At 63.1% G+C, this 23,570-nt stretch carries 20 protein-coding genes; 8 read left to right on the plus strand and 12 right to left on the minus strand.

Annotated elements, in window-relative coordinates; translation table 11 throughout:
- The first annotated feature begins 148 nt into the window (after window positions 1–148).
- Genes NBH21_RS18065 through NBH21_RS18080 form a run of 4 tightly spaced genes read left to right on the plus strand, consistent with a single transcriptional unit; the run spans window position 149 to window position 4,993 of the window.
- Window positions 149–1,525 (plus strand): aminotransferase, encoded by a 1,377-nt coding sequence (locus NBH21_RS18065; RefSeq protein WP_250911813.1) that lies wholly within the window; start codon window positions 149–151, stop codon window positions 1,523–1,525.
- Window positions 1,525–2,646 (plus strand): class II histone deacetylase, encoded by a 1,122-nt coding sequence (locus tag NBH21_RS18070; protein ID WP_250911812.1) that lies wholly within the window; start codon window positions 1,525–1,527, stop codon window positions 2,644–2,646. The genes NBH21_RS18065 and NBH21_RS18070 overlap by 1 nt, the downstream gene beginning before the upstream one ends.
- Before the next feature lie 7 nt (window positions 2,647–2,653).
- Window positions 2,654–4,105, plus strand: a complete 1,452-nt coding sequence (locus tag NBH21_RS18075; protein ID WP_250911811.1) for an aldehyde dehydrogenase family protein — start codon at window positions 2,654–2,656, stop codon at window positions 4,103–4,105.
- A gap of 39 nt (window positions 4,106–4,144) precedes the next feature.
- A complete protein-coding gene (locus NBH21_RS18080; protein ID WP_250911810.1) occupies window positions 4,145–4,993 on the plus strand; it encodes an ABC transporter ATP-binding protein in 849 nt (282 codons plus the stop codon).
- Between the two features lie 22 nt (window positions 4,994–5,015).
- Here NBH21_RS18080 and NBH21_RS18085 read toward each other — a convergent pair whose 3' ends face one another.
- Window positions 5,016–5,471: a VOC family protein gene (locus tag NBH21_RS18085; protein WP_250911809.1), complete on the minus strand. Its 456-nt coding sequence runs from the start codon at window positions 5,469–5,471 to the stop codon at window positions 5,016–5,018.
- Window positions 5,468–7,009, minus strand: coding sequence for an ABC transporter permease (locus NBH21_RS18090; RefSeq protein WP_250911808.1), 1,542 nt, complete (start codon window positions 7,007–7,009; stop codon window positions 5,468–5,470). Before NBH21_RS18090 ends, NBH21_RS18085 begins: the two co-directional genes overlap by 4 nt.
- 695 nt (window positions 7,010–7,704) lie before the next feature.
- Between NBH21_RS18090 and NBH21_RS18095 the strand changes: the two genes are divergently transcribed.
- The 3 genes from NBH21_RS18095 (at window position 7,705) to NBH21_RS18105 (ending at window position 13,077) form a co-directional block, all read left to right on the plus strand.
- Window positions 7,705–8,694, plus strand: a complete 990-nt coding sequence (locus NBH21_RS18095; RefSeq protein WP_250911807.1) for an ABC transporter substrate-binding protein — start codon at window positions 7,705–7,707, stop codon at window positions 8,692–8,694.
- Between the two features lie 32 nt (window positions 8,695–8,726).
- The gene (locus NBH21_RS18100) at window positions 8,727–9,830 is read left to right on the plus strand and encodes an NADH:flavin oxidoreductase/NADH oxidase (protein ID WP_250911806.1); all 1,104 of its coding nucleotides are present in this window, start codon (window positions 8,727–8,729) and stop codon (window positions 9,828–9,830) included.
- 457 nt (window positions 9,831–10,287) lie between these two features.
- Window positions 10,288–13,077 (plus strand): bifunctional aconitate hydratase 2/2-methylisocitrate dehydratase, encoded by a 2,790-nt coding sequence (locus NBH21_RS18105; RefSeq protein WP_250911805.1) that lies wholly within the window; start codon window positions 10,288–10,290, stop codon window positions 13,075–13,077.
- Window positions 13,078–13,204: 127 nt separating this feature from the next.
- Here NBH21_RS18105 and NBH21_RS18110 read toward each other — a convergent pair whose 3' ends face one another.
- Complete coding sequence (locus NBH21_RS18110) at window positions 13,205–14,302, minus strand: helix-turn-helix transcriptional regulator (RefSeq protein ID WP_250911804.1); 1,098 nt, start codon at window positions 14,300–14,302, stop codon at window positions 13,205–13,207.
- Window positions 14,303–14,725: 423 nt separating this feature from the next.
- On the opposite strand from NBH21_RS18110, the gene NBH21_RS18115 reads away from it, so the two are divergent.
- Window positions 14,726–15,559, plus strand: a complete 834-nt coding sequence (locus NBH21_RS18115; protein WP_342452017.1) for a DUF1194 domain-containing protein — start codon at window positions 14,726–14,728, stop codon at window positions 15,557–15,559.
- A gap of 214 nt (window positions 15,560–15,773) precedes the next feature.
- Here NBH21_RS18115 and NBH21_RS18120 read toward each other — a convergent pair whose 3' ends face one another.
- The 9 genes from NBH21_RS18120 to NBH21_RS18160 all read right to left on the minus strand — a co-directional run bounded on the left by NBH21_RS18120 (window position 15,774) and on the right by NBH21_RS18160 (window position 23,513).
- Window positions 15,774–16,565 carry a Pnap_2097 family protein gene (locus tag NBH21_RS18120; protein WP_250911802.1) on the minus strand — a complete coding sequence of 264 codons (792 nt, stop codon included), beginning with the start codon at window positions 16,563–16,565 and terminating at the stop codon, window positions 15,774–15,776.
- Between the two features lie 57 nt (window positions 16,566–16,622).
- Window positions 16,623–17,894 (minus strand): MSMEG_0569 family flavin-dependent oxidoreductase, encoded by a 1,272-nt coding sequence (locus NBH21_RS18125; protein ID WP_250911801.1) that lies wholly within the window; start codon window positions 17,892–17,894, stop codon window positions 16,623–16,625.
- Between the two features lie 14 nt (window positions 17,895–17,908).
- Window positions 17,909–18,196, minus strand: coding sequence for an MSMEG_0570 family nitrogen starvation response protein (locus tag NBH21_RS18130; protein ID WP_250911800.1), 288 nt, complete (start codon window positions 18,194–18,196; stop codon window positions 17,909–17,911).
- Window positions 18,189–19,343 carry an MSMEG_0565 family glycosyltransferase gene (locus tag NBH21_RS18135; RefSeq protein ID WP_250911799.1) on the minus strand — a complete coding sequence of 385 codons (1,155 nt, stop codon included), beginning with the start codon at window positions 19,341–19,343 and terminating at the stop codon, window positions 18,189–18,191. The genes NBH21_RS18130 and NBH21_RS18135 overlap by 8 nt, the downstream gene beginning before the upstream one ends.
- Window positions 19,340–20,314, minus strand: coding sequence for a sll0787 family AIR synthase-like protein (locus NBH21_RS18140; RefSeq protein WP_250911798.1), 975 nt, complete (start codon window positions 20,312–20,314; stop codon window positions 19,340–19,342). Before NBH21_RS18140 ends, NBH21_RS18135 begins: the two co-directional genes overlap by 4 nt.
- A 2-nt stretch (window positions 20,315–20,316) precedes the next feature.
- Window positions 20,317–20,859, minus strand: a complete 543-nt coding sequence (locus tag NBH21_RS18145; protein WP_250911797.1) for an MSMEG_0567/Sll0786 family nitrogen starvation N-acetyltransferase — start codon at window positions 20,857–20,859, stop codon at window positions 20,317–20,319.
- Complete coding sequence (locus NBH21_RS18150; RefSeq protein WP_250911796.1) at window positions 20,856–21,974, minus strand: MSMEG_0568 family radical SAM protein; 1,119 nt, start codon at window positions 21,972–21,974, stop codon at window positions 20,856–20,858. The genes NBH21_RS18145 and NBH21_RS18150 overlap by 4 nt, the downstream gene beginning before the upstream one ends.
- A complete protein-coding gene (locus tag NBH21_RS18155) occupies window positions 21,901–22,959 on the minus strand; it encodes a Nit6803 family nitrilase (protein WP_250911920.1) in 1,059 nt (352 codons plus the stop codon). Before NBH21_RS18155 ends, NBH21_RS18150 begins: the two co-directional genes overlap by 74 nt.
- 71 nt (window positions 22,960–23,030) lie before the next feature.
- A complete protein-coding gene (locus NBH21_RS18160) occupies window positions 23,031–23,513 on the minus strand; it encodes an MSMEG_0572/Sll0783 family nitrogen starvation response protein (RefSeq protein ID WP_163897995.1) in 483 nt (160 codons plus the stop codon).
- Window positions 23,514–23,570: the final 57 nt, after the last annotated feature.

Consider the following 23,570-nt stretch of genomic DNA (forward strand, 5'->3'; position numbering starts at 1 on the left):
CCCCCGCCGCAACCATCCTACATGCATTGAACGTCATGTTTTGCCGCTGGCCCTGCCTAGGCGTCGAACTGGCGCCGGGGGAGCATGAAGGCTTAAATCCGGGTCAGGGTCAGCCACGGATTGCTGACAGGCACCAGAAGTGAGATTCATGAACTATCGGCACATGGAAACCCAGGCGTGGCAGGTTCTCGACCGCGCCCATTATCTGCATCCCTTCACCGACCACGCCTCGCTCAGGCAGGCGGGCTCGCGCGTCGCCGTGCGCGGCGAAGGCGTCTATGTCTGGGATACCGAGGGCGACCGCATCATCGACGGGCTTTCCGGTCTAGGCTGCGTCAACATCGGCTATGGCCGGCCGGAACTGGTGAAGGCGGCGGCGGATCAGATGCAGGCGCTTTCCTTCTGCCAGTCCTTCTTCAACACCACCCATCCGAGCGCGGTGCTTTTGGCGGAAAAGCTGTCGCAGATCCTGCCGGAAGGGCTCAACCACGTCTTCTTCCAGTCCTCGGGCTCCGAGGCCAACGAGACGGCCGTGCGCGCCGTGCGCCGCTACTGGGATCTCGCCGGCAAGCCGGAACGCCGGGTGATCATCGCCCGCGAGGCCGCCTATCACGGCAGCACCCACATGGCGGCGAGCCTTTCCGGCATTCCGCCGATGTATGGCGCAGGCGGCGATATTCCGCTGCCCTCCGTTACCCATATCAAGACCGCCTACCAGTATCGCAACGGTCCGGGCATGGACCCGGAAGAGTTCGGCATTCTGGCCGCAAGCTGGCTCGAAGAGCGCATTCTCGAAATCGGCCCCGACAAGGTCGCCGCCTTCTTTGCCGAGCCTGCCCAGAGCGCCGGGGGGGCGCTTTGCCCGCCGATGAGCTACTGGCCCGAGATCCAGCGCATCTGCAAGAAGTACGACATCCTGCTGGTGGTCGACGAGGTCGTCTGCGGCTTCGGCCGCACCGGCAAGTGGTTCGGCTCGTTCTACTATGGCATCCAGCCCGACATCATGCAGCTCGGCAAGGGCATCACTTCGGGCTACCTGCCGCTTTCGGCCTGCATCCTGTCCGACCGCGTCGCGGACCTGCTGATCGAGGAAGGCGGCGAGTGGGCGCATGGCTTCACCTATTCCGGTCATCCCTCCTGCTGCGCCGTGGCGCTGGAGAACATCCGGATCATGGAGGAGGAAAACATCGTCGAGAACGCCGAAAAGGAACTCATTCCCTATTTCCGCGCCAAGCTCGAAACCTTCGTCGGCCATCCGCTGATCGGCGACGTGCGCTCCGTCGGCCTGATGGGCGGTCTCGAGATCGTCAAGAACCGGGTCACCCGCGAGGCCTATCCCTACGAGGCCAAGATCGGCTACCACTGCTCCGGCGAGGCGCTGAAGCGCGGACTGGCGTTCCGCGCCAACGGCGACACCATGAGCCTGATGCCGCCGCTGGTCATCACCAGGGACGAACTCGACACCGTGTTCGAGATCGCCCGCGAGGCGCTCGACGCGACGGCCGTGGCCTTCGGAGTGGCATGATGGGTTTGAAGACGGGTCTCGTCTGGCACGAACTGCTGATGTGGCACGATACCTCGGCGCTGGCGGATTTCATGTCCGCCGGCCACGGCGTGGTCGAGCCGGACCTGCCCGCCGAAAGCCCCGCCAGCAAGCGCCGCATCAAGAACCTTCTCGATGCGGCGGGCCTGACCGAACAGCTCGACATCATCAAGCCGAGAGCCGCGACGGAAGACGAACTGGCGCGGGTTCATGCGCCCGGTTACATCGCCGAGATCAGGCGTCTCAGCGCGCTGAACGGCGGCGACGCCTCGCTCGGACGCATTGCCGGCGTAACGCCCTTCGGCCCCGGCGGCTACGATATCGCGGCACTTGCCGTCGGCGGCGTGCTGGAGGCGGTCGACGCGGTCGCGACCCGCAGGCTCGCCAATGCCTATGCGCTGGTGCGTCCCCCCGGCCACCATGCGGAGCGCGACTATGGTTTCGGCTTCTGCATCTTCAACAATGTGGCCCTTGCCGCGCGCCATGCCCAGGCCGTCCACGGCCTGAAGCGCATCGCCATCCTCGACTGGGACGTACACCATGGCAACGGTGCGGAGCACATCTTCTGGGAAGTCCCCGATGTGCTCACCATGTCGATCCATCAGGACAATTGCTATCCCGGCAATTCCGGCGCTGTCGAGGCCATCGGTGGCGGCGCGGGCGAAGGCTTCAACCTCAATATTCCGCTGCCGCCCGGCTGCGGCGTGGGTGCCTATTCTGCTGTTATCGAGCGGGTAGTCGTCCCGGCGCTGAGGCGCTTCCGGCCGGAGATGATCCTCGTCGCCTCCGGGCTCGACGCGGGCGCCTACGATCCGCAGGGGCGGATGATGCTGCATGGCGGCGCCTTCGCGGCGATGACGAAAACGCTGATGGCCGTGGCCGACGAACTCTGCGACGGCCGGCTTCTGATGACCCATGAGGGGGGCTATCACCGCACTTCCGTGCCGTTCCATGCGCTCGGCATCATCGAGGCCTTGTCGGGGCTCAAGGGTTCGATAGAAGACCCTTTCACGCCCATGGTATCCGGCATGGCCTATCAGGACCTGCAGCCGCATCAGGATATCGCGATCGCGCGCGCGGAACGGAATTTGGAAAGGATCTGATCAGCTCATGATCGACAGGACGCTCTTCTACATCGACGGCGAATGGGTGAAGCCCGCCCGTCCCGAGGTCATCGACGTGGTCAATCCGGCGACGGAGGAAGTCGTGGCACAGATCGGCGCGGGCAGCGCCGAGGATGTCGACCGCGCCGTTGCCGCCGCGCGCCGCGCGTTTCCTGCATTTGCGGCGACTGCGCCGGAAGAACGGGCGGCGCTGCTTCGCCGCATCGTCGATTGCTTCAACAACCGGCGCAAGGAACTGGCCGATGCCGTAACGCTCGAAATGGGCTCGCCGCTCGATCTCGCCTGGAACATGCAGACCGGTTCCAGCCTCATCTATTTCGAGGAAGCGGCAGGCGTTCTGGAAGGCTTCGATTTCGACACCATCACCCCGTCGACGCTCGACACCACCCGGATCCGCTATGAGGCGATCGGCGTCTGCGGTCTCATCACGCCATGGAACTGGCCGCTGAACCAGATCGTGACCAAGCTTGCGCCCGCACTTGCCGCCGGCTGCACCGTGGTCCTGAAGCCGAGCGAGCTTTCGCCGCTCAGCGCCTTCATCCTGGCGGAAGTGCTGCACGAAGCGGGCGTGCCCGCCGGCGTCTTCAATCTGGTGAACGGCACCGGGCCGGAGGTGGGTGCGGCCATCGCCGCCCATCCCGACGTCGACATGGTGTCGTTTACCGGCTCCACCCGCGCGGGCATTCAGGTCGCCATCGCGGCCGCCCCGACCGTCAAGCGCGTGCATCAGGAGCTCGGCGGAAAGTCGGCCAATGTCATCCTGCCGGATGCCGATCTCGATCTCGCGGTTCGTGACGGCGTTGCCCGTTGTTTCATCAATTCCGGGCAATCCTGCATCGCGCCGACCCGCATGCTGGTGCATCGCCCGCAGCTTCCCGAGGTCGTCGAGCGCATAAAGGTCGAGGCCGCCAAGGTGGTGGTCGGCGATCCCTTCTCGGCGGAGACCACCATGGGTCCCGTCAGCGGCGCCGCGCAGTTCCGCAAGGTGCAGGAAATGATCGGCAAGGGCATAGATGGCGGCGCGACCCTGCTTCTCGGCGGTCCCGGCCGTCCGCAGAACCTCAATCGCGGCTATTTCGTCCGCCCGACGGTGTTCATCGACGTCACTCCTGGCATGGAAATTGCCAGACAGGAGATATTCGGCCCGGTGCTTTCGGTGCTGACCTACGAGGACGAGGATGAGGCCGTTCGCATTGCCAACGATTCCGTCTATGGCCTCGCGGCCTATGTCTATTCGAAGGACTACGACCACGCCAACGCGGTCGCGGCCAGGCTTCGGGCCGGCCGCGTTTTCATCAACAATCCGCCTTTCGATTTCAACGCCCCCTTCGGCGGCTACAAGCAGTCGGGCAACGGACGCGAACTCGGGGAATTCGGCATGGTCGAATTCCTCGAAATCAAGGCCGTGCTCGGCTATCGCCCCTCTCCGGCAGCCTGAGCGCTGCCGGACAAGACGAAAGATTTCCGGGTGAGACCCATGCAGCCTTCCATCGCTCCCGCCCCCGAAAACACTTCCGCCGATGCTTCGGACGATGCCGGCCAGCCGGTCGATCTCATCATCGATCAGGCGGGCAAGACCTATCGCACCGCCAAGGGGCCGTTCGTGGCGCTGGAACCTATCTCGCTCAAGATCGAGCGCGGTTCCTTCGTCGCGTTGATCGGTCCGTCCGGTTGCGGCAAGTCCACGTTGCTCAGGATGATCGCCGGGCTGGAAGAGCCGGATAACGGCGCGGTTCTGGTGCGCGGCAAGCATCCGGAGCAGTTTCGCGCCAATGGCGATCTGGGCATCGCCTTTCAGGACCCGGCGCTCCTGCCGTGGCGCAGCGTCTATGCCAATGTCGCCTTTCCCTTGCAGGTGCTCGGGCGCTCGGTCTCGAAGCATGACGCGAAGATCCGCGAACTGATCGCGCTGGTCGGCCTTTCCGGCTACGAGGATGCCCTGCCCGGCCAGCTTTCCGGCGGCATGCGCCAGCGCGTGGCGATTGCCCGCGCGCTGATCAGCGACCCCTCGGTCATGCTGCTGGACGAACCCTTCGGCGCGCTGGACCAGATTCTCCGGCGCACGATGAACATCGAGCTGCAGCGCATCTGGTCGTCGCAGAAGACCACGACGATCCTCGTCACCCATGGCATCGACGAAGCCGTGTTCCTCGCCGACGAGATCGTGGTGATGCATGCCCGGCCCGGCCGGATCGCCGAGATCGTCAAGGTTCCCTTCGCCCGGCCGCGCACGCCGGAACTCTTTTCCCACCCGGATTTCCACGCGCTCTGCGACCGGCTGATGAAGAGCCTTCACCCCGAAGGTGCTGAGGCCGTCGGCCTCTGAAGTTCGTCTTTCGCCGGGGCCGTCAGACCTCGGCCAACCACTCTATTTCAAAGAATGCACCACCCGGCGCCTGGCAATAGATCGACCTGCCGCCGGGAAAATCGATGGCGCGGCCGAGCACGGCAGCGCCGAAGGCGCGCGCTCTTGCCACCGTCATCTCGAAATCATCGACGTGAAAGGCCACATGGCCGGCGCCCGGACGCCATGGCAGCGGATCGGCCGGCGGGATGTCCTCGACCTCGGAGCGGAAGGCGATCAGCTCGAGGATCAGTGGATAGCTCTCGGCGCGAAGCTGGGTGAAATCGCAGATCAGCCCCGGCCTGCCGGTCAGGGCGGCGATGTCATCCGCCATGCCCCGCTCGATGAAGATCGGCTCGAAGCCGAAGACTTCCCGGAAGAACACGATGGCCGGATCGATGTCCCGCACCGTCAGCGAGGCATGGTGCCAGCGGATGGGCTGTTCTGTCGCTTTACTCACTGACGCACCCTTCGCTCGAGCACGCCGACGAACTCGTAGACGATGACCGAGATGATGATGCTGACCACCGCCCCGGCCCAGACCATTTCGTAATCCAGCCCGGCGCGCGAGACGTTGAGCAGGTTGCCGAGGCCGACGCCGGACAGCAGCCATTCCGCGATCATCACGCCGAGCAGTGCCTGCGGTGCGACCAGTTTTGCGGCGGCGAAGAGATAGCTGATCGAATAGGGAACGACGATATAGACGAGCCGCTTGAAACGCCCGCCGCCATAGACGCTGACGAGATCGCTTGCCGCCTTCGGCACCGCCGAAAAGCCCTGGGTGAGCAGCACATAGGCGGGAAAGAAGACGACGAGGACCGCCATGAACACCGATGCGGTGACGCCGCGACCGAAGACCAGCACGATGAAGGGCACCAGCGCCACCAGCGGCATGTTCTGCGCCACCATGGCGACCGGCACCAGCGCCCGGCCGATGGCGGGCGCCAGAACCGAAATCGAGGCGAGCACGAAGGCGATGGCCAATCCAGCGAGAAGCCCGAGCCCCGCCAGCGGAACCGTCTCGGCCAGTGCGGCGAAGAGCGGCTTGTAGCCGCCGTCCAGAATGAAGTTGAGCGTGCGCAGCGGACCCGGACCGACGATGGGGTTGAGCCTGGTCAGCGCCAGCATCAGCCACCAGAGGAAGAAGGGCAGCACGATTGCCGCGGCGGCAAGCGCGAGGTTCTTCAGCGTCTCCCAGCCTCCTCCCCCGACTTCGGCGGGCCGTGTCGCGGCCATGGTCACGCTGTTGGTGGTCGCCGCAAGGCGACGGGCGGGAGCCAGGAAAATGAGGAAGCCGACGAGCGCGATCAGGCTGGTGGCGAAGCCGATGCCCCAGAGCCGCGCCGGATTGCCCTGCGGCAGGGCGGCGAGCAGGAAGGTGCCGAAGCCCCAGCGCGCGCCGGAGCCGAACTCGCCGAGAACCGCGCCGAGCACGGCAAGCGGGGCGGCGACCCGAAGGCCAGCAAACAGCGAGGGCAAGGCGCCCCGGAGGCGGACGCGGCGAAGCAGGGTGAACGGGCCGCCGCCATAGACCGACACGAGGTCGCGAAGCCGGGGATCGACTTCCCTCAGGCCCAGCAGGCAGGTCGACATGGCAGGGAAATAGACCATCAGCGCCGACAGGAGGATCTGCGGCCAGTCCCCCTTGAAGAAGATGACGAGCAGCGGCCCGACGACGATGGCCGGCATGGCGAAGATCGCGATGTTGACGCCGCGAAAGATCACCTCGACCACAGGGAACAGGCAGAAGACCAGCGCCGCGATGATCGCGACGCCCGCACCGATGGCAAAGCCCGAGAGAGCGCTGCGAATGGTGCTGCTGCCATGGAGCAGGTAAAGCTCCCGGTCGGCAAAGGCCTGCAACAGGATGCGCGACGGCGGCGGCAGCATGGCCGCTCCCCATGTCGTGGCCCGGCCGAGAAGTTCCCACACGAGAAGGGCGACCACCACTGAGAAGAGAATGCGCGCGCGGGTCTGCGCGTCCCTCGATATCGTCATGGCCGGTTGTCCCTTTTCGCTGTCATGTCTTTCCCTGTCATGTTTGCGCCCGCAGACCGCGACGATGTCGCGTTCCGCAGACGCCGAAAGCGGCAGAAGCACCACTTTCGGGACGCGTCTAAGCCGTTGAAGGAATTGAACTCGTTTCCCCCGGTTTCGGCCAGCGCGGACCATGGTCCGTCATGGCGAAAAATCTTGGCTATCCGTGCAAAGCAAGAAGCGTTCCGGGGCCACGTGCCCGCCCGGAAAATGACGGCCAATACCGGAGGTAGCAGAGGGAGACCACGCGCCGGATGCCGGGCGACGGCTGTGTGGCGCTTTCCCGGCCGGTCGCCATGCAGCCTTGCGTGCCGTTAATTCGGGCGCGGTCCGGTGGCGATGCCCAATCGGAATGCAGATCGTGACAATGATGTGAAAACCCTGCCCAAAGGATAGCCGCCACCGGCAGGAGGATTTTTCGAGACTGCGGGATGGTCTCTCCCGGCATGGGTGAGCGAGTTCTTCGCAGTGGTCGGGCGGCCTGACGAGCGGAAGCCAATTTCGTTACTCGAGGTTGCATTTCTGCGCGCGAGCAGCGGATTTCGTGTCCCTTGACGGCACAAATCTCCGCTCCCTACAAATTCCTCAAAGCTTATCGTTGCTGAAAGCAAGGCAGCTCTCCGACCTGACCCGTTCCCCTATCAAGGAGTGAAGAGATGACGTTTTCCCTTTCCCGCCGTAGCTTCAACAAGGCAGCACTTGCCGGGCTTGCCGCAACTACGGTTGCCGGCCCTCTGGGCGGTATTGCGCGCGCAGCCGAGACCAAGCTGACCTTCCAGTCGATCTGGATCAACGATCCGGAATTCAGCGGCTATTTCATCGCCATGGACAAGGGCTACTATGCCGAGGAAGGTCTTGCGCTGGACTATCTTCCGGGCGGCCCGGACGTCATTCCGCAGGCTTCGCTGCTCACCGGCAAGGCCGATATCGCGCTGACCTCGATGATCGAGACGGCCACCGCGATCACCGAGAAGGGTGCAAACTTCAAGATCGTCGGCGTGCAGTTCCAGAAGAGCCCGGACAGCATCATCAGCCTCGAGGCGACCGGCATCAAGACGATCAAGGATCTGGCCGGCAAGACGGTCGCCTGCCCGCCGCTCAACCTCGGCCCGTTCAAGGTGCTGCTGGAGGTCAACGGCCTCACTGAGGAACAGGTGAAGATCGTGCCCTACACCTTCGACCCTACGCCGCTGGCAACAGGTCAGGTCGATGCCGTCGTCGATTTCATGACCTCGCTGCCCTTCATCATCGAGCAGACCTCCGGCAAGAAGGCGAGCTACATCCTGTTTTCCGAGGCCGGCATGTCCTTCGGTCAGGATCTCGTCACCGTCAGCGAGGAGACGCTGAAGTCCCGCCGCAAGGATATCGTCGGCTTCCTGCGCGCCAGCCGCAAGGGCTGGGTCGAGGACTTCAAGGAGCCGGGCAAGTATGCCAAGGAATATGAGGAAACCTGGTACAAGGGCAACGGCTACACCCCAGAGGCGGCCCAGTTCCACGCCAAGATCCAGATGCCGCTGATGGAGCATCCGAAGGGCGTGTTTTCCATGGATGACGCCTGGATCGACGGCAACATCGCCTCGCTCGCAAAGGTCGGCATCAAGGTCTCGCGCGACATCTTCGATCCGTCCCTGCTCGCCGAAATCTGATCGCAGCCGAGATGCAGCAGGAAATCCCCGCATTGTTCACGCCCCTCCATGTGAGGGGCGTGACGTTTAAAAACCGCATCGTGCTTTCGCCCATGTGCCAGTATGCCGCCGTCGATGGACAGGCCGGCGACTGGCATTTCGACCATCACGCCCGCATGGCGCTGGGCGGCGTCGGTGGTGCCGTGGTGGAATCGACCGGCGTCCTGCCCGAGGGTCGCATCACACCCGATTGCCTCGGCCTCTGGGACGACAGCCAGATCCCCGGCCTTGCCCGGATCGTATCGATCTACAGGCGACAGGGGGCAAGAGTGGGCATCCAGCTTTCCCATGCCGGCCGCAAGGCAAGCTCCACGCCGCCTTGGGATGGCGGATGGGCGCTCTCTCCAGACGATTCGCGTGCATGGCGGACCGTCGCCCCCTCACCGATAGCCTATCACGAGGACTGGCCGGTGCCGGAAGCGCTGGATGCAGATGGCATTGCACGGGTCGTCGAAGCCTTCGTGGCGGCCGCCCGCCGCGCGGTGGAAGCCGGTTTCGATTTTGTCGAGATCCATGGTGCCCATGGCTACCTGATCCACAGCTTCGTCTCGCCGGTTTCGAACCATCGTGACGATCTCTACGGCGGCGATGCCGAAGGCCGCATGCGGCTGCCGGTGGAAATCGCCACTGCGGTGCGCGCCGCCCTGCCGCCCGATATGCCGCTCTTTTATCGCGCCTCCTGCATCGACCGCATCCCGGACGACGGCCTGACGCTCGACGATGCGGTGCTTCTGGCACGACGGTTGAAGGACGCCGGCGTCGATGTTCTGGATTGCTCGGCGGGTGGCATTCTGGTGCGCACCAATCCCGGCCACATCAAGGAAGGTCCCGGCTTCCAGATCGGTTTTGCCGAGCGCATCCGGGCCGAGACGGGCATGGCAACCATGGCCGTCGGCGCAATCACGGCGTCGGGTCAGGCCAATGACGTCATCGCCGGCGAAAGGGCCGATCTCGTCGCCATCGGCCGGGAGTTGCTGGCCGATTCGAATTTCGCGCATCGCGCCGCCGGCGAACTCGGCCTGCCGAAACCCGATTTCGTCCTGCCGGAACGCTACGCCTTCTATCTGCAGTTCCGGCGGCCGCCGCCGGAGGCATAGAGCTGATCCGGTATTCGGATCATCGATGACACTCGACAACCCCGGGCAGTTTCCGGATCGCTTCCACGAAAGGCACAACGGTCTCTTCATCCTGTCCGGTCAGTCCCCTCTGCGCCTCCTCGAAATGGCAGCACGGGCGGACGCTGACTATTCGAGGCTTGCGAGATCGCGTGCTCGTTTCGAGAGGCCGCGCATCCGGGATCGTGATGGAGGCCCCGGTCGGCAAAACCAGGCGGGGGGAAACGATGGTTTGCATCCTCCCGGTCCCGCAAGCGCGCACAGGGACCGTCAAACCCGTCAATGCCGAACCGATGGTACTACTTTTTTACCGGAATAGGGCATCTTGCCAGCCGGCCCCGGCTGGCGTACTCGAAAGCCGTCGGACGATGGGCCGATTAACGATACCATTCGGCGTCGCTGCGTTTCGGCGCCACAACCTCAAGACGTTGGGATTGCGATGAACCTTTACTTGGATTACCTGGCTGAGATCAAAAGCAGAGAAACTCAAGGGCTCGCTCCCAAGCCGATTGATGACGGCGCGCTCCTCGGCGAGATCATCACGCTGATTGAGGATGCCGGCAGCGAGCACCGGCCAGATGCCCTGAAGTTCTTCATCTACAATACGCTGCCGGGCACGACCAGCGCGGCGGGTGTCAAGGCCGCGTTCCTGAAGAAGATCATTCTCGGCGAAGCGGTCGTTCCGGAAATCACCCCCGATTTTGGCCTCGAACTTCTGTCGCACATGAAGGGCGGTCCCTCGGTCGGAGTGCTGCTCGACATCGCGCTTGGCGATGACGCAGCGATTGCCGCAAAGGCCGGTGAAGTTTTGAAGACCCAGGTCTTCCTCTACGACGCCGACATGTTCCGGCTGCGCGATGCCTTCAAGGCTGGCAATGCGGTCGCCAGGGACGTGCTTGAAAGCTATGCCAAGGCCGAGTTCTTCACCAAGCTCCCGGATGTCGAGGACGAAATCAAGGTCGTGACCTTCATCGCCGCCGAAGGCGATATCTCGACCGACCTTCTGTCGCCGGGCAACCAGGCGCATTCGCGCTCCGACCGCCAGCTGCATGGCCAGTGTATGATCTCGCCGGAAGCGCAGCAGGAAATCGTGGCGCTGCAGAAGAAACACCCCGACGCGCGCGTGATGATGATCGCCGAGAAGGGCACGATGGGCGTCGGCTCTTCGCGCATGTCGGGCGTGAACAACGTGGCGCTGTGGACCGGCAAACAGGCCAGCCCCTATGTGCCTTTCGTCAACGTCGCCCCGATCGTCGCCGGCACCAACGGCATCTCGCCGATCTTCGCGACCACCGTCGATGTGACCGGCGGCATCGGCATCAACCTGAAGAACTGGGTCAGGAAGACCGGTGAAGACGGCAAGCCGATCCTCAACAACGACGGCAACCCGGTCCTCGAACAGAAATTCTCGGTCGAGACCGGCACCGTGCTGAAGATCGACGCCAAGAACAAGAAGCTTCGCGACGAGAACGGCAATGAGCTGGTCGATGTCGCTGCCGCCTTCACGCCGCAGAAGATGGAGTTCATGAAGGCCGGCAGCTCCTATGCCATCGTCTTCGGCAAGAAGCTCCAGACGTTTGCTGCCCAGACGCTCGGCGTCGAGCCGACCCCGGTCTTTGCCCCGAACAAGGAAATCAGCATCGAGGGCCAGGGCCTGACGGCTGTCGAGAAGATCTTCAACCGCAACGCCGTCGGCGTAACCCCGGGCAAGATCCTGCATGCCGGCTCCGACGTTCGCGTGAAGGTGAACATCGTCGGCTCGCAGGACACCACCGGCCTGATGACCGCGCAGGAGCTCGAGGCGATGGCGGCAACCGTCATTTCGCCGCTGGTCGACGGTGCCTACCAGTCCGGTTGCCACACGGCATCCGTCTGGGACAAAAAGGCTCAGGCCAACATTCCGAAGCTCATGTCCTTCATGAACAACTTCGGCGTGATCACCGCCCGCGATCCGAAGGGCGTCTATCATTCGATGACGGACGTCATCCACAAGGTGCTGAACGACATCACCGTGGATGACTGGGACATCATCATCGGCGGCGACAGCCATACCCGCATGTCCAAGGGCGTGGCATTCGGCGCTGACTCCGGCACCGTGGCGCTGGCGCTGGCAACGGGCGAGGCCACCATGCCGATCCCGCAGTCGGTCAAGGTGACCTTCAAGGGCACGATGCAGCCCTACATGGACTTCCGCGACGTGGTCCACGCCACGCAGGCGCAGATGCTCAAGCAGCATGGCGACAACGTCTTCCAGGGCCGCATCATCGAAGTGCACATCGGCACGCTGCTTGCCGACCAGGCTTTCACCTTCACCGACTGGACGGCCGAGATGAAGGCCAAGGCATCGATCTGCATTTCGGAAGACGAGACGCTGATCGAGTCGCTGGAAATCGCCAAGTCGCGCATTCAGATCATGATCGAAAAGGGCATGGACAATGCGGCCGGGACCCTCAAGGGCCTGATCGCCAAGGCCGATCGTCGTATCGCCGAGATCCGTTCTGGCGAAAAGCCGGCTCTCAAGCCTGACGATAATGCCAAGTACTTCGCTGAAGTCGTGGTTGATCTCGACCAGATCGACGAGCCGATGATCGCCGACCCCGACGTGAACAATGCCGATGTTTCCCGGCGCTACACCCACGACACGATCCGCCCGGTTTCCTACTATGGCGGCGCCAAGAAGGTGGACCTCGGCTTCGTGGGCTCGTGCATGGTGCACAAGGGCGACATGAAGATCGTCGCCCAGATGCTGAAGAACATCGAGAAGGCCGAAGGCAAGGTCGAGTTCAAGGCACCGCTCGTGGTTGCTGCCCCGACCTACAACATCATCGACGAGCTGAAGGCCGAAGGCGACTGGGAAATCCTGCAGAAGTATTCGGGCTTCGAGTTCGATGATGTGAAGCCGAAGACCACCAACCGCACCGAGTACGAGAACATCCTCTATCTCGAGCGTCCCGGCTGCAACCTGTGCATGGGCAACCAGGAAAAGGCCGAGAAGGGCGACACCGTTCTCGCGACCTCGACCCGTCTGTTCCAGGGGCGCGTCGTGGAAGATACGGCCGACAAGAAGGGCGAATCTCTCCTCGCATCGACCCCGGTCGTGGTGCTGTCGGCGATCCTTGGCCGCACGCCGAGCATGGAAGAGTACCGGTCTGCCGTTGAAGGAATCGACCTGACAAAGTTCGCTCCGCCGAAGACGAAGCCGATCGACTCCCTGTCTGTCCACTACTGAGATCCCGCCCGGGTTCACAATGCAGTGCCCCGCGAACGCCATGCCTTCGCGGGGCATTTTTTATATTGTCGATTGAATAGGCGGCGCGTGGATGTTCGACGTGCCCGGAGGCCGGGTCGCTCGACAATCAGCACCTCCCAAAAGAGGCCAGCAAGGCCACCAGGGCGGCTTGTCGATGAGTGTCGGTCTTCTGGAAAATGGATTTGACCCTGCTTCGGGCGGTTTCCCTGGTAACGCCGAGCGCTTCCGCGGCGGTTTCGAGGGTCTCGCCGCTTGCGAGCAGCGCCGCGAGACGCGCTTCCGCCGGGGTGAGACCGAAAGCGCGACCGAGAACCTGCCAGTCGGACTTGGCGGGAGCAACGATCTCATCGAGAAGCAGCAATGCTCTCGCACAAAGAAAGGGAGACTTCGCCCCGCCATCGACGGGCAGGATCCTGATCACGATCGGAGCGGCGTTCTCCCGCCGCGCGACAATTGGAGGTGCGCGCAAGGTCTTGCCCTCGCGAAGCCCTCTCAGTCGGTCGATGACCTTGCCGTATTCCGCCTCGGCATGACGATCGCGAAATATCAGCCGCCCGCCGGCGATGTGGACGGAGGCGCCCAGGAGTTGCTGTGCTGCCAAGTTGGCATGGATGAACCTGCCGGTTGCATCGATCGCCACCACCGCCTTTCCGATTTGATCGAACGAATTCGCAACGGTCGACAATGTGACGCGCCCGGCAAGATGGGCAAGACTGCCCACCTCGTTCAGCCGCAGGGAAAACTGTCGGAGGATCGCCCTTTCCGTCTGTTCGAATGTCCCTTGGCGAAGAGATCGATGCAGCGTCAGGGACCAGAAGTCCGGGCCGGTATGGATTCCGATGCCCGCCCACCATTTCCCGTCAAAGCGAGGCAGGAATTCGTCGAAAAATGGCGCGTCCTCATCGGCGGCGTCGATCAGATCACGATCCAGGGCAACCTCGCCTCGCAAATTTAGAACCCTTGCACGCCGGTGACTATCGGCGTCTCGCTCAGGCCATCCCTCGCGGACATAGGTTTCCAGGCACTCCCCAAGATGCGCGGTCGCCACCGCTCCTTCGGACCCGGTCTGCGGGATCAAGGCAGCTCCCATGGCGCCGGTGGCCGTCGCGACCTCCTCCAGGAGTTCTGTCCAGCGCGACGGATCGGCAATAACGTCCGACAAGTGCGCGGACGCATGTTGAAAGCGGCTGATGTCTATCGACATATCGCCCCCCTTAAGTGATTGCCAGGCACGAACAGCGGGCAGAAGCCAAGCGATATATCGACTGGATACAATATGAATCGGCGGCGCTGCCGTGGATATTTTGAAAATCTGAAAGTATACGTCGCAATATTCGGAAGTGATATTCTCTGCGACTTTGCCGATGCAAGTATATCAGATAGTTTTTATCCTTCAATAGCGGCCGCGCCAGTGCCGCCACGAGCGATGCCGGTCGCAGACTTCAGGTAACCGATCGTTCTGGCTCTTTCGCGCCCTCGCCTCCAAATGCTCTCGGGCCGGAGCAATCTGCGCCATCCGTCTCCCTTCAACCCCCAAAAGGGGGTCGAATGTATTCCCGCCCAATGGTTCCGTTTTCCTCACGGGGATCATGCCCCGCAGGAAAACCGGCGGGAGGGACCTATGCGAATGACAAATTTCTCCGTGAAACTGGCGGGTGCGATTGCAGCGGCGTTGAGTTTCGGATTGCAGGCTCACGCCACTGGTGTCGGTGAGGCGCAAACCTTTGACGTCGATGTTGCAATCGTATTTGCAGTTGATTTCTCATCATCGATCGATCCGGACACCGCCGACCTGCAAAGGAACGGGCATGTTACCGCACTCACTTCGCCGGAGTTCCTTGATGCCATTTCCAGCAATCGCCGGGGCTGCATCGGTGTAACTTACTTTGAATGGGCGAGCCCGGCACAGATCAGGGTCGTTCTTCCGTGGACGAGGATTTGCGGTCCGGCGGACGCCGAATCCGCCGCCCGGGTGATCGCCAACAAGGGCGACACCGGCTTCAGCCGCCGCGGCAGAGGCGGCACATCCATTTCCTCCGCCATCGATGTTGGAAGCCTGCTTCTCGACCGGTTTCCGGGAACCGCCGAAAGAAAGGTCATAGACATCTCCGGCAACGGAGAAAACAACGACGGCCTGCCCGTTCAGGAATCCAGGAGAAGGGCGGTAGCAAAGGGATACACCATAAATGCCATCGCCATCCCGGATGGAAGCGGCGAGAACCCCGGCCTTCTATTGGCCTCCTATTTTTCGGACAACGTCATAGGCGGTTTCAGCGCTTTCGTGATGGTGCCGAAGGCGGTCGGCGACTACACCACGGCTCTGCGTCGGAAGCTGATAAGGGAGATCGCCCAAAGCGGTGATCCGTGTTCCCCGAAAGCCGGGGCGCGCTTTGGGTGGCCACCTTATACAACCATCGCGGACGCTCAATATCGTGCGTTCGAATGGATGGCGTCGCCTTGACGGGCGCCGCGCATTACGAAGGCAACCCGGTCTTTCTCACCGCTCCAGGGCAGGCGAGAAATCCCGGCGTGATTGCCAGCGCATTCGATGAGTGGACGGGAGCCGAAGCGATTCCCTCCCTGCATCGATCACCGGGGAAAGAATTGACCGCACGTTTGGACACAAGCCATTGGCGGCCGCGAGGCAGCCGTGCTTTTCGGGGCGGTATGATCGATCACGCCGCCTTGAAAAGCGCGATCATCTTGCCGTCGGAGCGAGCCATTCGGCAGGAAAGCCCTCCCTCCTCTTCGGCCTTCACCAGCGTCACTTTCACATCCTCACCGGGGCGTAGGTTGCCCAGAAAGAAGACCTCACGACGTAAGGGCAGCTTCGAGATGGCGGTCAACGTGCTCAATGCACGTGAAAAAATCGCCTGGAAGTTGGCGAAATACAGGAGGCCTGCGCCGTTGAAATCATGTTGCGGATCCGGTGTGAACGAGAATTCGCGAAAGTGAGAGGTTTGTGCGCCGCTGTTGAGCGATGCTTCCGATGCCTGGCGCCGGATAATCGAGGCTGTATCGGCAAGCCGGCTCGTCGCAAAGGTGCGAATATCGCAACCTCTCTGATCAACGCGTGCCAGTGAGTGGTTGTCATTCTCCGTTCGGCGCGCAACGAAGGTGGAAACAAGCTCGACCTCGCAAACCGGGTAACCATCGATTGTCATTCGGTGACGGCTGCAATGCCTGCTTTTTGAGAGGAAGCAGAAGGAGGAGCGGATCTCCAGGACATCGTTGGCTCCCGCCATCTGCAGGCCCTCTCCGCGCTCCTCCAGCAGACTGGCGCAGATCGAGGCGTATGCTTCGCGCCCATCCGGTGTCCGGAAATCCGCATTATCCATGCCAAGCCGGAGGGCAAGCATCAACCAGTGACGGTGGCCGAGTTCCTTCATCAGCCAGGTTTCCGACAGTCCGCGCGGAGTGAGGTGGGGCATTCCGAGAAGAACAAACGGCTCCAGCGCCCGTTCCATGAACGTCCGCACCGAGGGCGTTGCTGCCCGTGGATCGAGAATGGCGATCGTCATGGCTCAAGCACTTGCAGCCTGCTTGCCGACCGGTTCCCGGGCGTCAAGGTAGTCAACCAGATGACTTACGATGTGCTCGGCATCCCTGCCGACGGCGAGGAACCGGCCGGAACCCCAGGTCCAGAGCCAGGGCAGGCCGAGCACGTAGACGCCGTCGATGCCGGTCACGCCGCGCCGCTGGATGGGATAGCCGGTGCCGTCGAAGATCGGCAGGCCGACATAGGACCAGTCGGGGTGGAAGCCGGTCGCCCAGATGACGGAGGTGACGCCTTCGGCCTCGAGATCCAGTTCAGCGGGTTCGCTTTCCGGTTCCCACAGAGGCACGTAAACGCTTGCCGGCGGCGCGTCGATGCCGTTTGCCGCGATATGGCGGTCGATCAGGGCGTTGATGCCGTTATAGACCTGATCGGCGCCGTCGAGATTGGCCTTGAGGTTCGGTTCGAACAGCATCCTGCCGCCGGCAACACCCTGCATGCGGCCGTAAAGCGACATGCCTTCGAGCGCGAATTTCCTGAGGTCGATGTCGCGTCCGCCATCCCGCCCGGTGAGATAGTGATTGGTGTCGTGCTTCTTCTTTGACATGCCGTCATGGGCGACAGTGATGTCGTACTGGCCGACATCGGCAAGCCAGTCGACAACGTCCCGGCCACGGTAGAAGCGGGCGCAGCGCGGCGCATTTCCGGTCACCATATGCACCTTGCGCCCGGCAAGATGCAGGTCTTCGGCGATCTGGCAGCCGGACTGGCCGGAGCCGACGACGATAACGGCGCCCTCCGGCAACTGGCCGGGATTGCGGTAGTCGGCGGTGTGAAGCTGCAGGATGTTTTCCGGCAGGCGCTCGGCGGCGCGCGGAATTGCCGGGCGGCTGTAGAGACTGGTGGCGAGGACCACGCTGTCGGCTGTCACCGTGCCGGCCGAAGTCTCGACCCTGAAGACGTCGCCGGTCTTCTCGACCGAGGTGACCGTCGTTCCTTCCAGAACCGGCGCGTCCACCTTCTTCACGAAGCGGTCGACATAGGCGAGGATCTGGTCCTTGACCATGAAACCGTGCGGATCGTCGCCGTCGTAGGGATGGTCGGGAAGCTGGCATTGCCAGTTCGGCGTCACGAGGCAGAAAGCATCCCAGCGCTCGTCTTTCCATTTGTGCGCCACGGTTTTCTTCTCGAAGACGATGTGATCGATACCGTGTTTCTTGAGATAGTGGCTGGCGGAAAGGCCGGCCTGCCCGCCGCCGATGATGACGGCGCTGTAGTGCGGCTTGAGGGACGAGGTCATGGACGTGGTTCCTTTCAGAGGATGAAACTTTGGCAGCGGACGAGGGCGTCAGCGTCGTGGAGGAAGGGCGTGCCGGCGGCCTCGATGCGGGCGAGTTGGCCGCGGGCAAGCGAACAGGGATGACCGTATTTCGCCTCGACCCGGTCGCTGGCAATCGTCAGGGCCTTGCGGCTGCGCTCGAGAAAATCGCGGACCGGATAGGTCCGGCCCTCCTCGAGGAAATCCCTGATGACGAGCGAGGGTGAGTAACAGGTCTCCTCCCGGCCATCCGGCCAGGCGATGACGAAGCGCATTTCAGGCATGGATGGCCTCCTTCAGCGATGCATAGGCGGAGAGATGAGCCTCGCCGACGCGCCGCCACGAGAAGCGGGCGGCAACGTCGAGGCCGCGCGGAATGATCCGGTCACGGATCTGCGGCACGAGGGAAAGGGCCATCGCCTCGGCAATGGATGCGGGATGGTGGGGATCGCACCAGATTGCGTCGTCGGTGGAGAGATATTCCGTGAAGGGCGCGATGGAGGAGACGATGGCGGGAACGCCGCTGGCCATGGCCTCCAGCACCACCAGCCCGAACCCCTCCTTCAGCGAGGGAAAGACCAGGGCATCGGCAAGCCGGTAGAGATTGGGCATGTCCCTGTCGGCAACCGGACCGATCAGATGCACTGCGGCGGCGTGTTCGCGCAGCATGGCGAGTTCGGAGCGGAATTCCTCCTGGTAGTCGTGATGATCGAGCAGCGATGCACCACCGGCAATCAAAAGCTGGGCATCAGGCTGAACGACGCGCAGCTGCCGGAAGGCATCGAGGATTGCGATCGTGTTCTTGCGTGCCTCCACGCCGCCGACGCTCAGAAACGTCGGACCGGGTGGCAGTTCGAGGCGGTCGCGCAGCGCCGTCTGTTCGCCGTTCCAGACGGGCGCGAAACGATCGACATCGACGCCATTGCCGACGACGGTGGCCGTCTGCCCGCGCTCCAGCAGCGCCTGTCGCCATGTTACACTGACGGTGAAGAAGACGTCCGCCATGTCGATCGACCGATCCTGCAATTCCATGAGACGCGGATCGGTGAACTGGTCGATGTGATGCACGGTCCGGACGAAAGCCGGGATCAGGCCGCGTTGCTTCAAGGTCGCGAGCGCATTGCCGGAGATGCCGTCATGGGCGTGGAAGATATCGAAATCCCGCGCCGCCGGGTTCTCGAAATGCCTGACGTAATCGGCAATCCGCTGCTCCACCATCGCCGTCATGCCGGCCGGTGCTGGATCGGCGGGGATGCACACTGTGCCGCAGGCGGGGTTGCGGAAGAAGCCCGCGCCCTTCGCATCCGGGGCATGCAACACCACCTCATGGCCAAGAGCGGTCAAGGCTTCGGAAAGCTGCATGGCATGCACCACCCCGCCGCGGGGATTGGTGGAATGTGTGAGCATGGCGATGCGCAGCAGCCGGTTCATGCGGCCTCCTCCCGTCGAGCGAGTTGCAACAGCGGCGTTCGGGCATGGTCACGGATGACCGCGCGGACGCCATCGGCGTTGATGGCGACCTCGCTGCCGGCGGTGACGGCGCCGATAGCGGCGGCCACGATGCCGCGCGCGGAAAACTTATGAAGGACAGCTGCGACATTGTCCGGCGGAACGGACACGAGGTAGCCGAAGCTCGGAAAGGTGGCGAGCCAGCGGTCGAGGGCGACGCCCGCCGGCAGGGGAATGGCGGAGACGTCGATCTCGATGCCGACCCCGGAACATTCCGCCAGCATGATGGCCGTGCCGGGAATGCCGCCCTGGCTGATGTCCTTGGCGGCGAATGCCAGTCCGGCCTCTGCGATTTCAGGCAGGATTTCGAGGTCGCCGCGCAGGCGGGCGGGCGGCGCGTCGGTCGCCGCTTCCCAGTTGTTGAAGGGTTCCCGGTAGCGTCCGCGGTGGTCTATCGCCGCGATCAGCACGTCGCCCGGTTTCGCGTCGAAGCTTGTCAGCAGGCTTGACGCTCGTCCGAGGATGGCGACGGACAACTGGCTGCGATCGGTGCGGATATTGGTATGACCGCCGACAATCGGTATGCCGAAGGTCCTCGCGGCAGCGCGCATGCCTTCCAGAACCGGGGCAGCACCCGCTTCGCCATTCGCCCAGACGGCATCGACCACGGCAATCGCCCGCCCGCCCATGGCGGCGACGTCGGAGATGTTGACCATCACGCCGCACCAGCCGGCAAACCACGGATCGGCGGCGACGAATTCGTTGATGAAGCCCTCGATGGCGAACAGAAGATAACCGTCGCCATCGGGAAGTGCGGCGCAATCGTCGCCGACGGCGACAGGCTGGCCGGCAAGGCCGAGGCTTTCCGCGACCGTGCCGATATCCGCCTTGGCGGCGATGCCGCCGGACGCCGAGAGATTGGTGGCAAGAGCCGGGATGTCGATGGCGGTCATGGTCACGCCGCCTTTTTCGGGAGGGCGACGAAGCCCGCTTCGGGGGTCGCGCAGGGCGGATACCAGGCGAGGTCCGCCTTCATGCGCAGATGCGGCTTGCCGTAGATCTCGAATTCCTCGACCACATCCCAGTGCAGCCGGCGAAAGAGCAGTCCGTTCTGCGGTTGCACATTGGCGAGAAAGGTATGGCAGCCCATCGCATTGGCGGAGGAGACGGCAAGCCTGATCAGCGTTGCGCCGAGCGCACCGATCTTGCGGAAATCCTCATGCACCGCGAGCCTGGAGCCCCACCACAGGCCCGGGGTTTCCTGATGGATGCGGACGGTGCCGACCAGCCGGTCGGCGGTCACCCCCATCATCGACAGCGCGACGATGGGGATCGCATGATCGTCGATGGCATCGCGGTCATCGCCCTGGAAGATCTTCTGTTCCTCGCAGAAGACGGCGCGGCGAAGCGCATGCGCTTCCTGCCGCTCCCATGCGGATGTCGCGAACTTCACCTGGAATTCACCGGCCTGATATGGCGCGAAGGGCTCGAAGATCATTTCGTCAGCATCCTTTCATAGGTGGAAAGGGCCGAGCAGGCGCCGCATTTGCCGCAGCCGGCCTTGATGTCGACCGCCTTGAGACCGCTGTCGACCAGCATTCTCGACAGCGGTCCGAGGATCGAATGCATGAAGTCGGGCTTCGGACCGGCATGGCTTTCAAGCGGCGTTCCGGAAATCGGCACGAAGGGCACGACGAAGGGATAGACGCCGATCGCCACCAGTCTTTCGCAGATGTCGAGGATCGCCTCACGCGTATCGCCAAGGCCGGCGAGAATGTAGGTGGAGACCTGCCCGCGGCCGAAGACTTCGACGGCCGCCTTGAACGAGGACATGTATTTCTCGATGGAGACCTGCGCCTTGCCGGGCATGATGCGGTCGCGGACTTCGGGCGTGACGACTTCGAGATGCATGCCGAGCGCGTCCACGCCCGCATCCTTCATCACCTGAAACCAACCGTCGTCTTCGGGCGGTTCGCATTGCGCCTGGATCGGCAGGTCGACGGCCGCCTTGATGGCCCGCGCGCTGTCGGCGAGGATCGCGGCACCCCGGTCCGATCCCTTCGGCGTGCCGGTGGTCATGACCATATGCCTGACGCCATCGAGTTCGACTGCGGCCTTCGCCACCTCCGCAAGCTGCTCAGGCGTCTTGTGGGCGATCGTGCGTCCAGCCGCCAGCGACTGGCCGATGGCACAGAACTGACAGGTCTTTGTCCGGCTCTGATAGCGGATGCAGGTTTGCAGCACGGTTGTCGCCAGCACGTCGCGGCCATGCAGCACCGCGATCTGCGAATAGGGGATGCCGTCCGCCGTCGAGCGTTCGTAAAAGCGCGGCCGCAACGGAAAGGAAACCTCGCCCAGCACCTGACCGTCGCGACTGATCCGGCTTTTCCCGGTCTCGTCGGGTTTTTCCACCAGATAGGGGCTTTCGAATGCCGGTGCGGTATGAACCGGCACCATGACGGTCATACCGTCGATGGTCATGGGCTTGTGGTCGGACGGGCCTGCACCGCCGCGGCGGCTTTCCTGACCCGCTTTCGGATCAACCAGCCTGGCTCCGAAGGACTGCAACTCGTTGATCAGGATCTCGGTCGAAAGACGTGTCGCGGTTTCCATCGTTGCTGCTCCTTGCAGTCGGGGTTTCGAAAGAGTTCTGGGAAGCGACCATCGGCGCCGTGGCGCGGCCGTCGATGACCAGATGCAGCAGTTCGGGGCGGGCATAGTGGCCGACCGAGTCCATCATCCGCTTGCGCTTGACGATGAGGCTCATGTCGAGATCGGCAATCAGGATGCCCTCGCCCTCGGTAATCGGGGGAGCGAGATGCTTGCCCTCGGGGGAGACGATGGCCGTCATGCACCCGCCGCGCAGCGCCTTCTGCAGGCTCTGGTCGGGGGTGATCGAGACAATCTGCTCATCGGTGAGCCAGCCGGTGGCATTGACGACGAAGCAGCCGCTCTCCAGCGCGTGATGGCGGATGGTCACCTCCATCTGCTCGGCGAAGATCGGCCCGACCATCGAACCGGGAAACTGGGCGACATGGATTTCCTCGTGCTGCGCCATCAGCGCGTAGCGGGCGAGAGGATTGTAATGTTCCCAGCAGGCGAGAGCGCCGATGCGGCCGACGCCGCTTTCGACGACGGTCAATCCCGAGCCGTCGCCCTGCCCCCAGATCATCCGCTCATGGAAGGTCGGCGTGATCTTGCGCCGCTTCAGGATGAGCTTGCCGTCGGCATCGAAGAGAAGCTGGGTGTTGTAGAGGGAGCCGTGATCGCGCTCGTTGACGCCAAGCGCCACCACGATGCCGTGTTCGCGGGCGGCGCTTGCCACCGCATCGGTCGCGGCACTCGGCACCGTCACGGCCTCTTCATAGAGGCGAACATGTTCGCGGCCGGAAAGCACCGGTGGCAGAACGAAGGAGAAATAGGGATACCAGGGAACGAAAGTCTCCGGAAAGACGATGAGCTCGGACCCCTTGGATGCCGCTTCCCTGATGGTTTCCAGTACGCGCTCCAGTGTTTTCTCGCGGGAAACCAGGTCCGGCGCGATCTGGGCGGCGGCCGCCCTGACCGTCGATTTCCGCATGGTCGTGTTCTTCTCCATCATCAGATCCTCCGGTTGGAATTGCGGAGGCGGAGCCGATGAACTCCGCCTTCCGGCTGCGCGAGTGCTCGTCAGAGCGTCCAGGTGTCGAGGATGAAGGCGCCGTCGCGGCGGTGGATCAGGATCAGGTCCAGCACGTCGAGCGGATTGATCGGCCGGATGCCGGGAATGAGCGAGGGTTCGCCATGCCCGTAAAGCGCCTGAAGCGCGAACCGGCAGGCATAGACCTTGCCGCCTTCTTCCATGAAACCCTTGAGCTGGTTGTTGAAGTTCAGATGTCCGGGAAAGGCTTCGGCTCCGAGCTTGGGAAAGCCGCGCTGCACGCCGAGCGTGACGCCGGGGCCGTAAAGGAGAATGGAGGTTTCGAAGCCCTTTCGCTTCAGGCGCTTCGCCTGCAACAGGTTGACGAGGCCGATCGATCCCTCGAAGGCGACGGTGTGAAAGGTGATGAGGGCTTTTTCGCCTTCCTTGGCCTGGACGTCCTCGAAGACCTTTTCCTCGTAGTCGACGAAGAAATCTCCATCGGCGTGGGCCGGTGCGGTAACTGCGGGCATGAATGGCTCCTGTGTTTGAAGTCAGGCCCCGGAGTGGGGTACAGCCATTCAATTGCA

Origin of the sequence: Ciceribacter sichuanensis (assembly GCF_024055605.1) — a bacterium.
In the GTDB taxonomy this organism is placed as follows: Bacteria; Pseudomonadota; Alphaproteobacteria; order Rhizobiales; family Rhizobiaceae; genus Allorhizobium; species Allorhizobium sichuanense.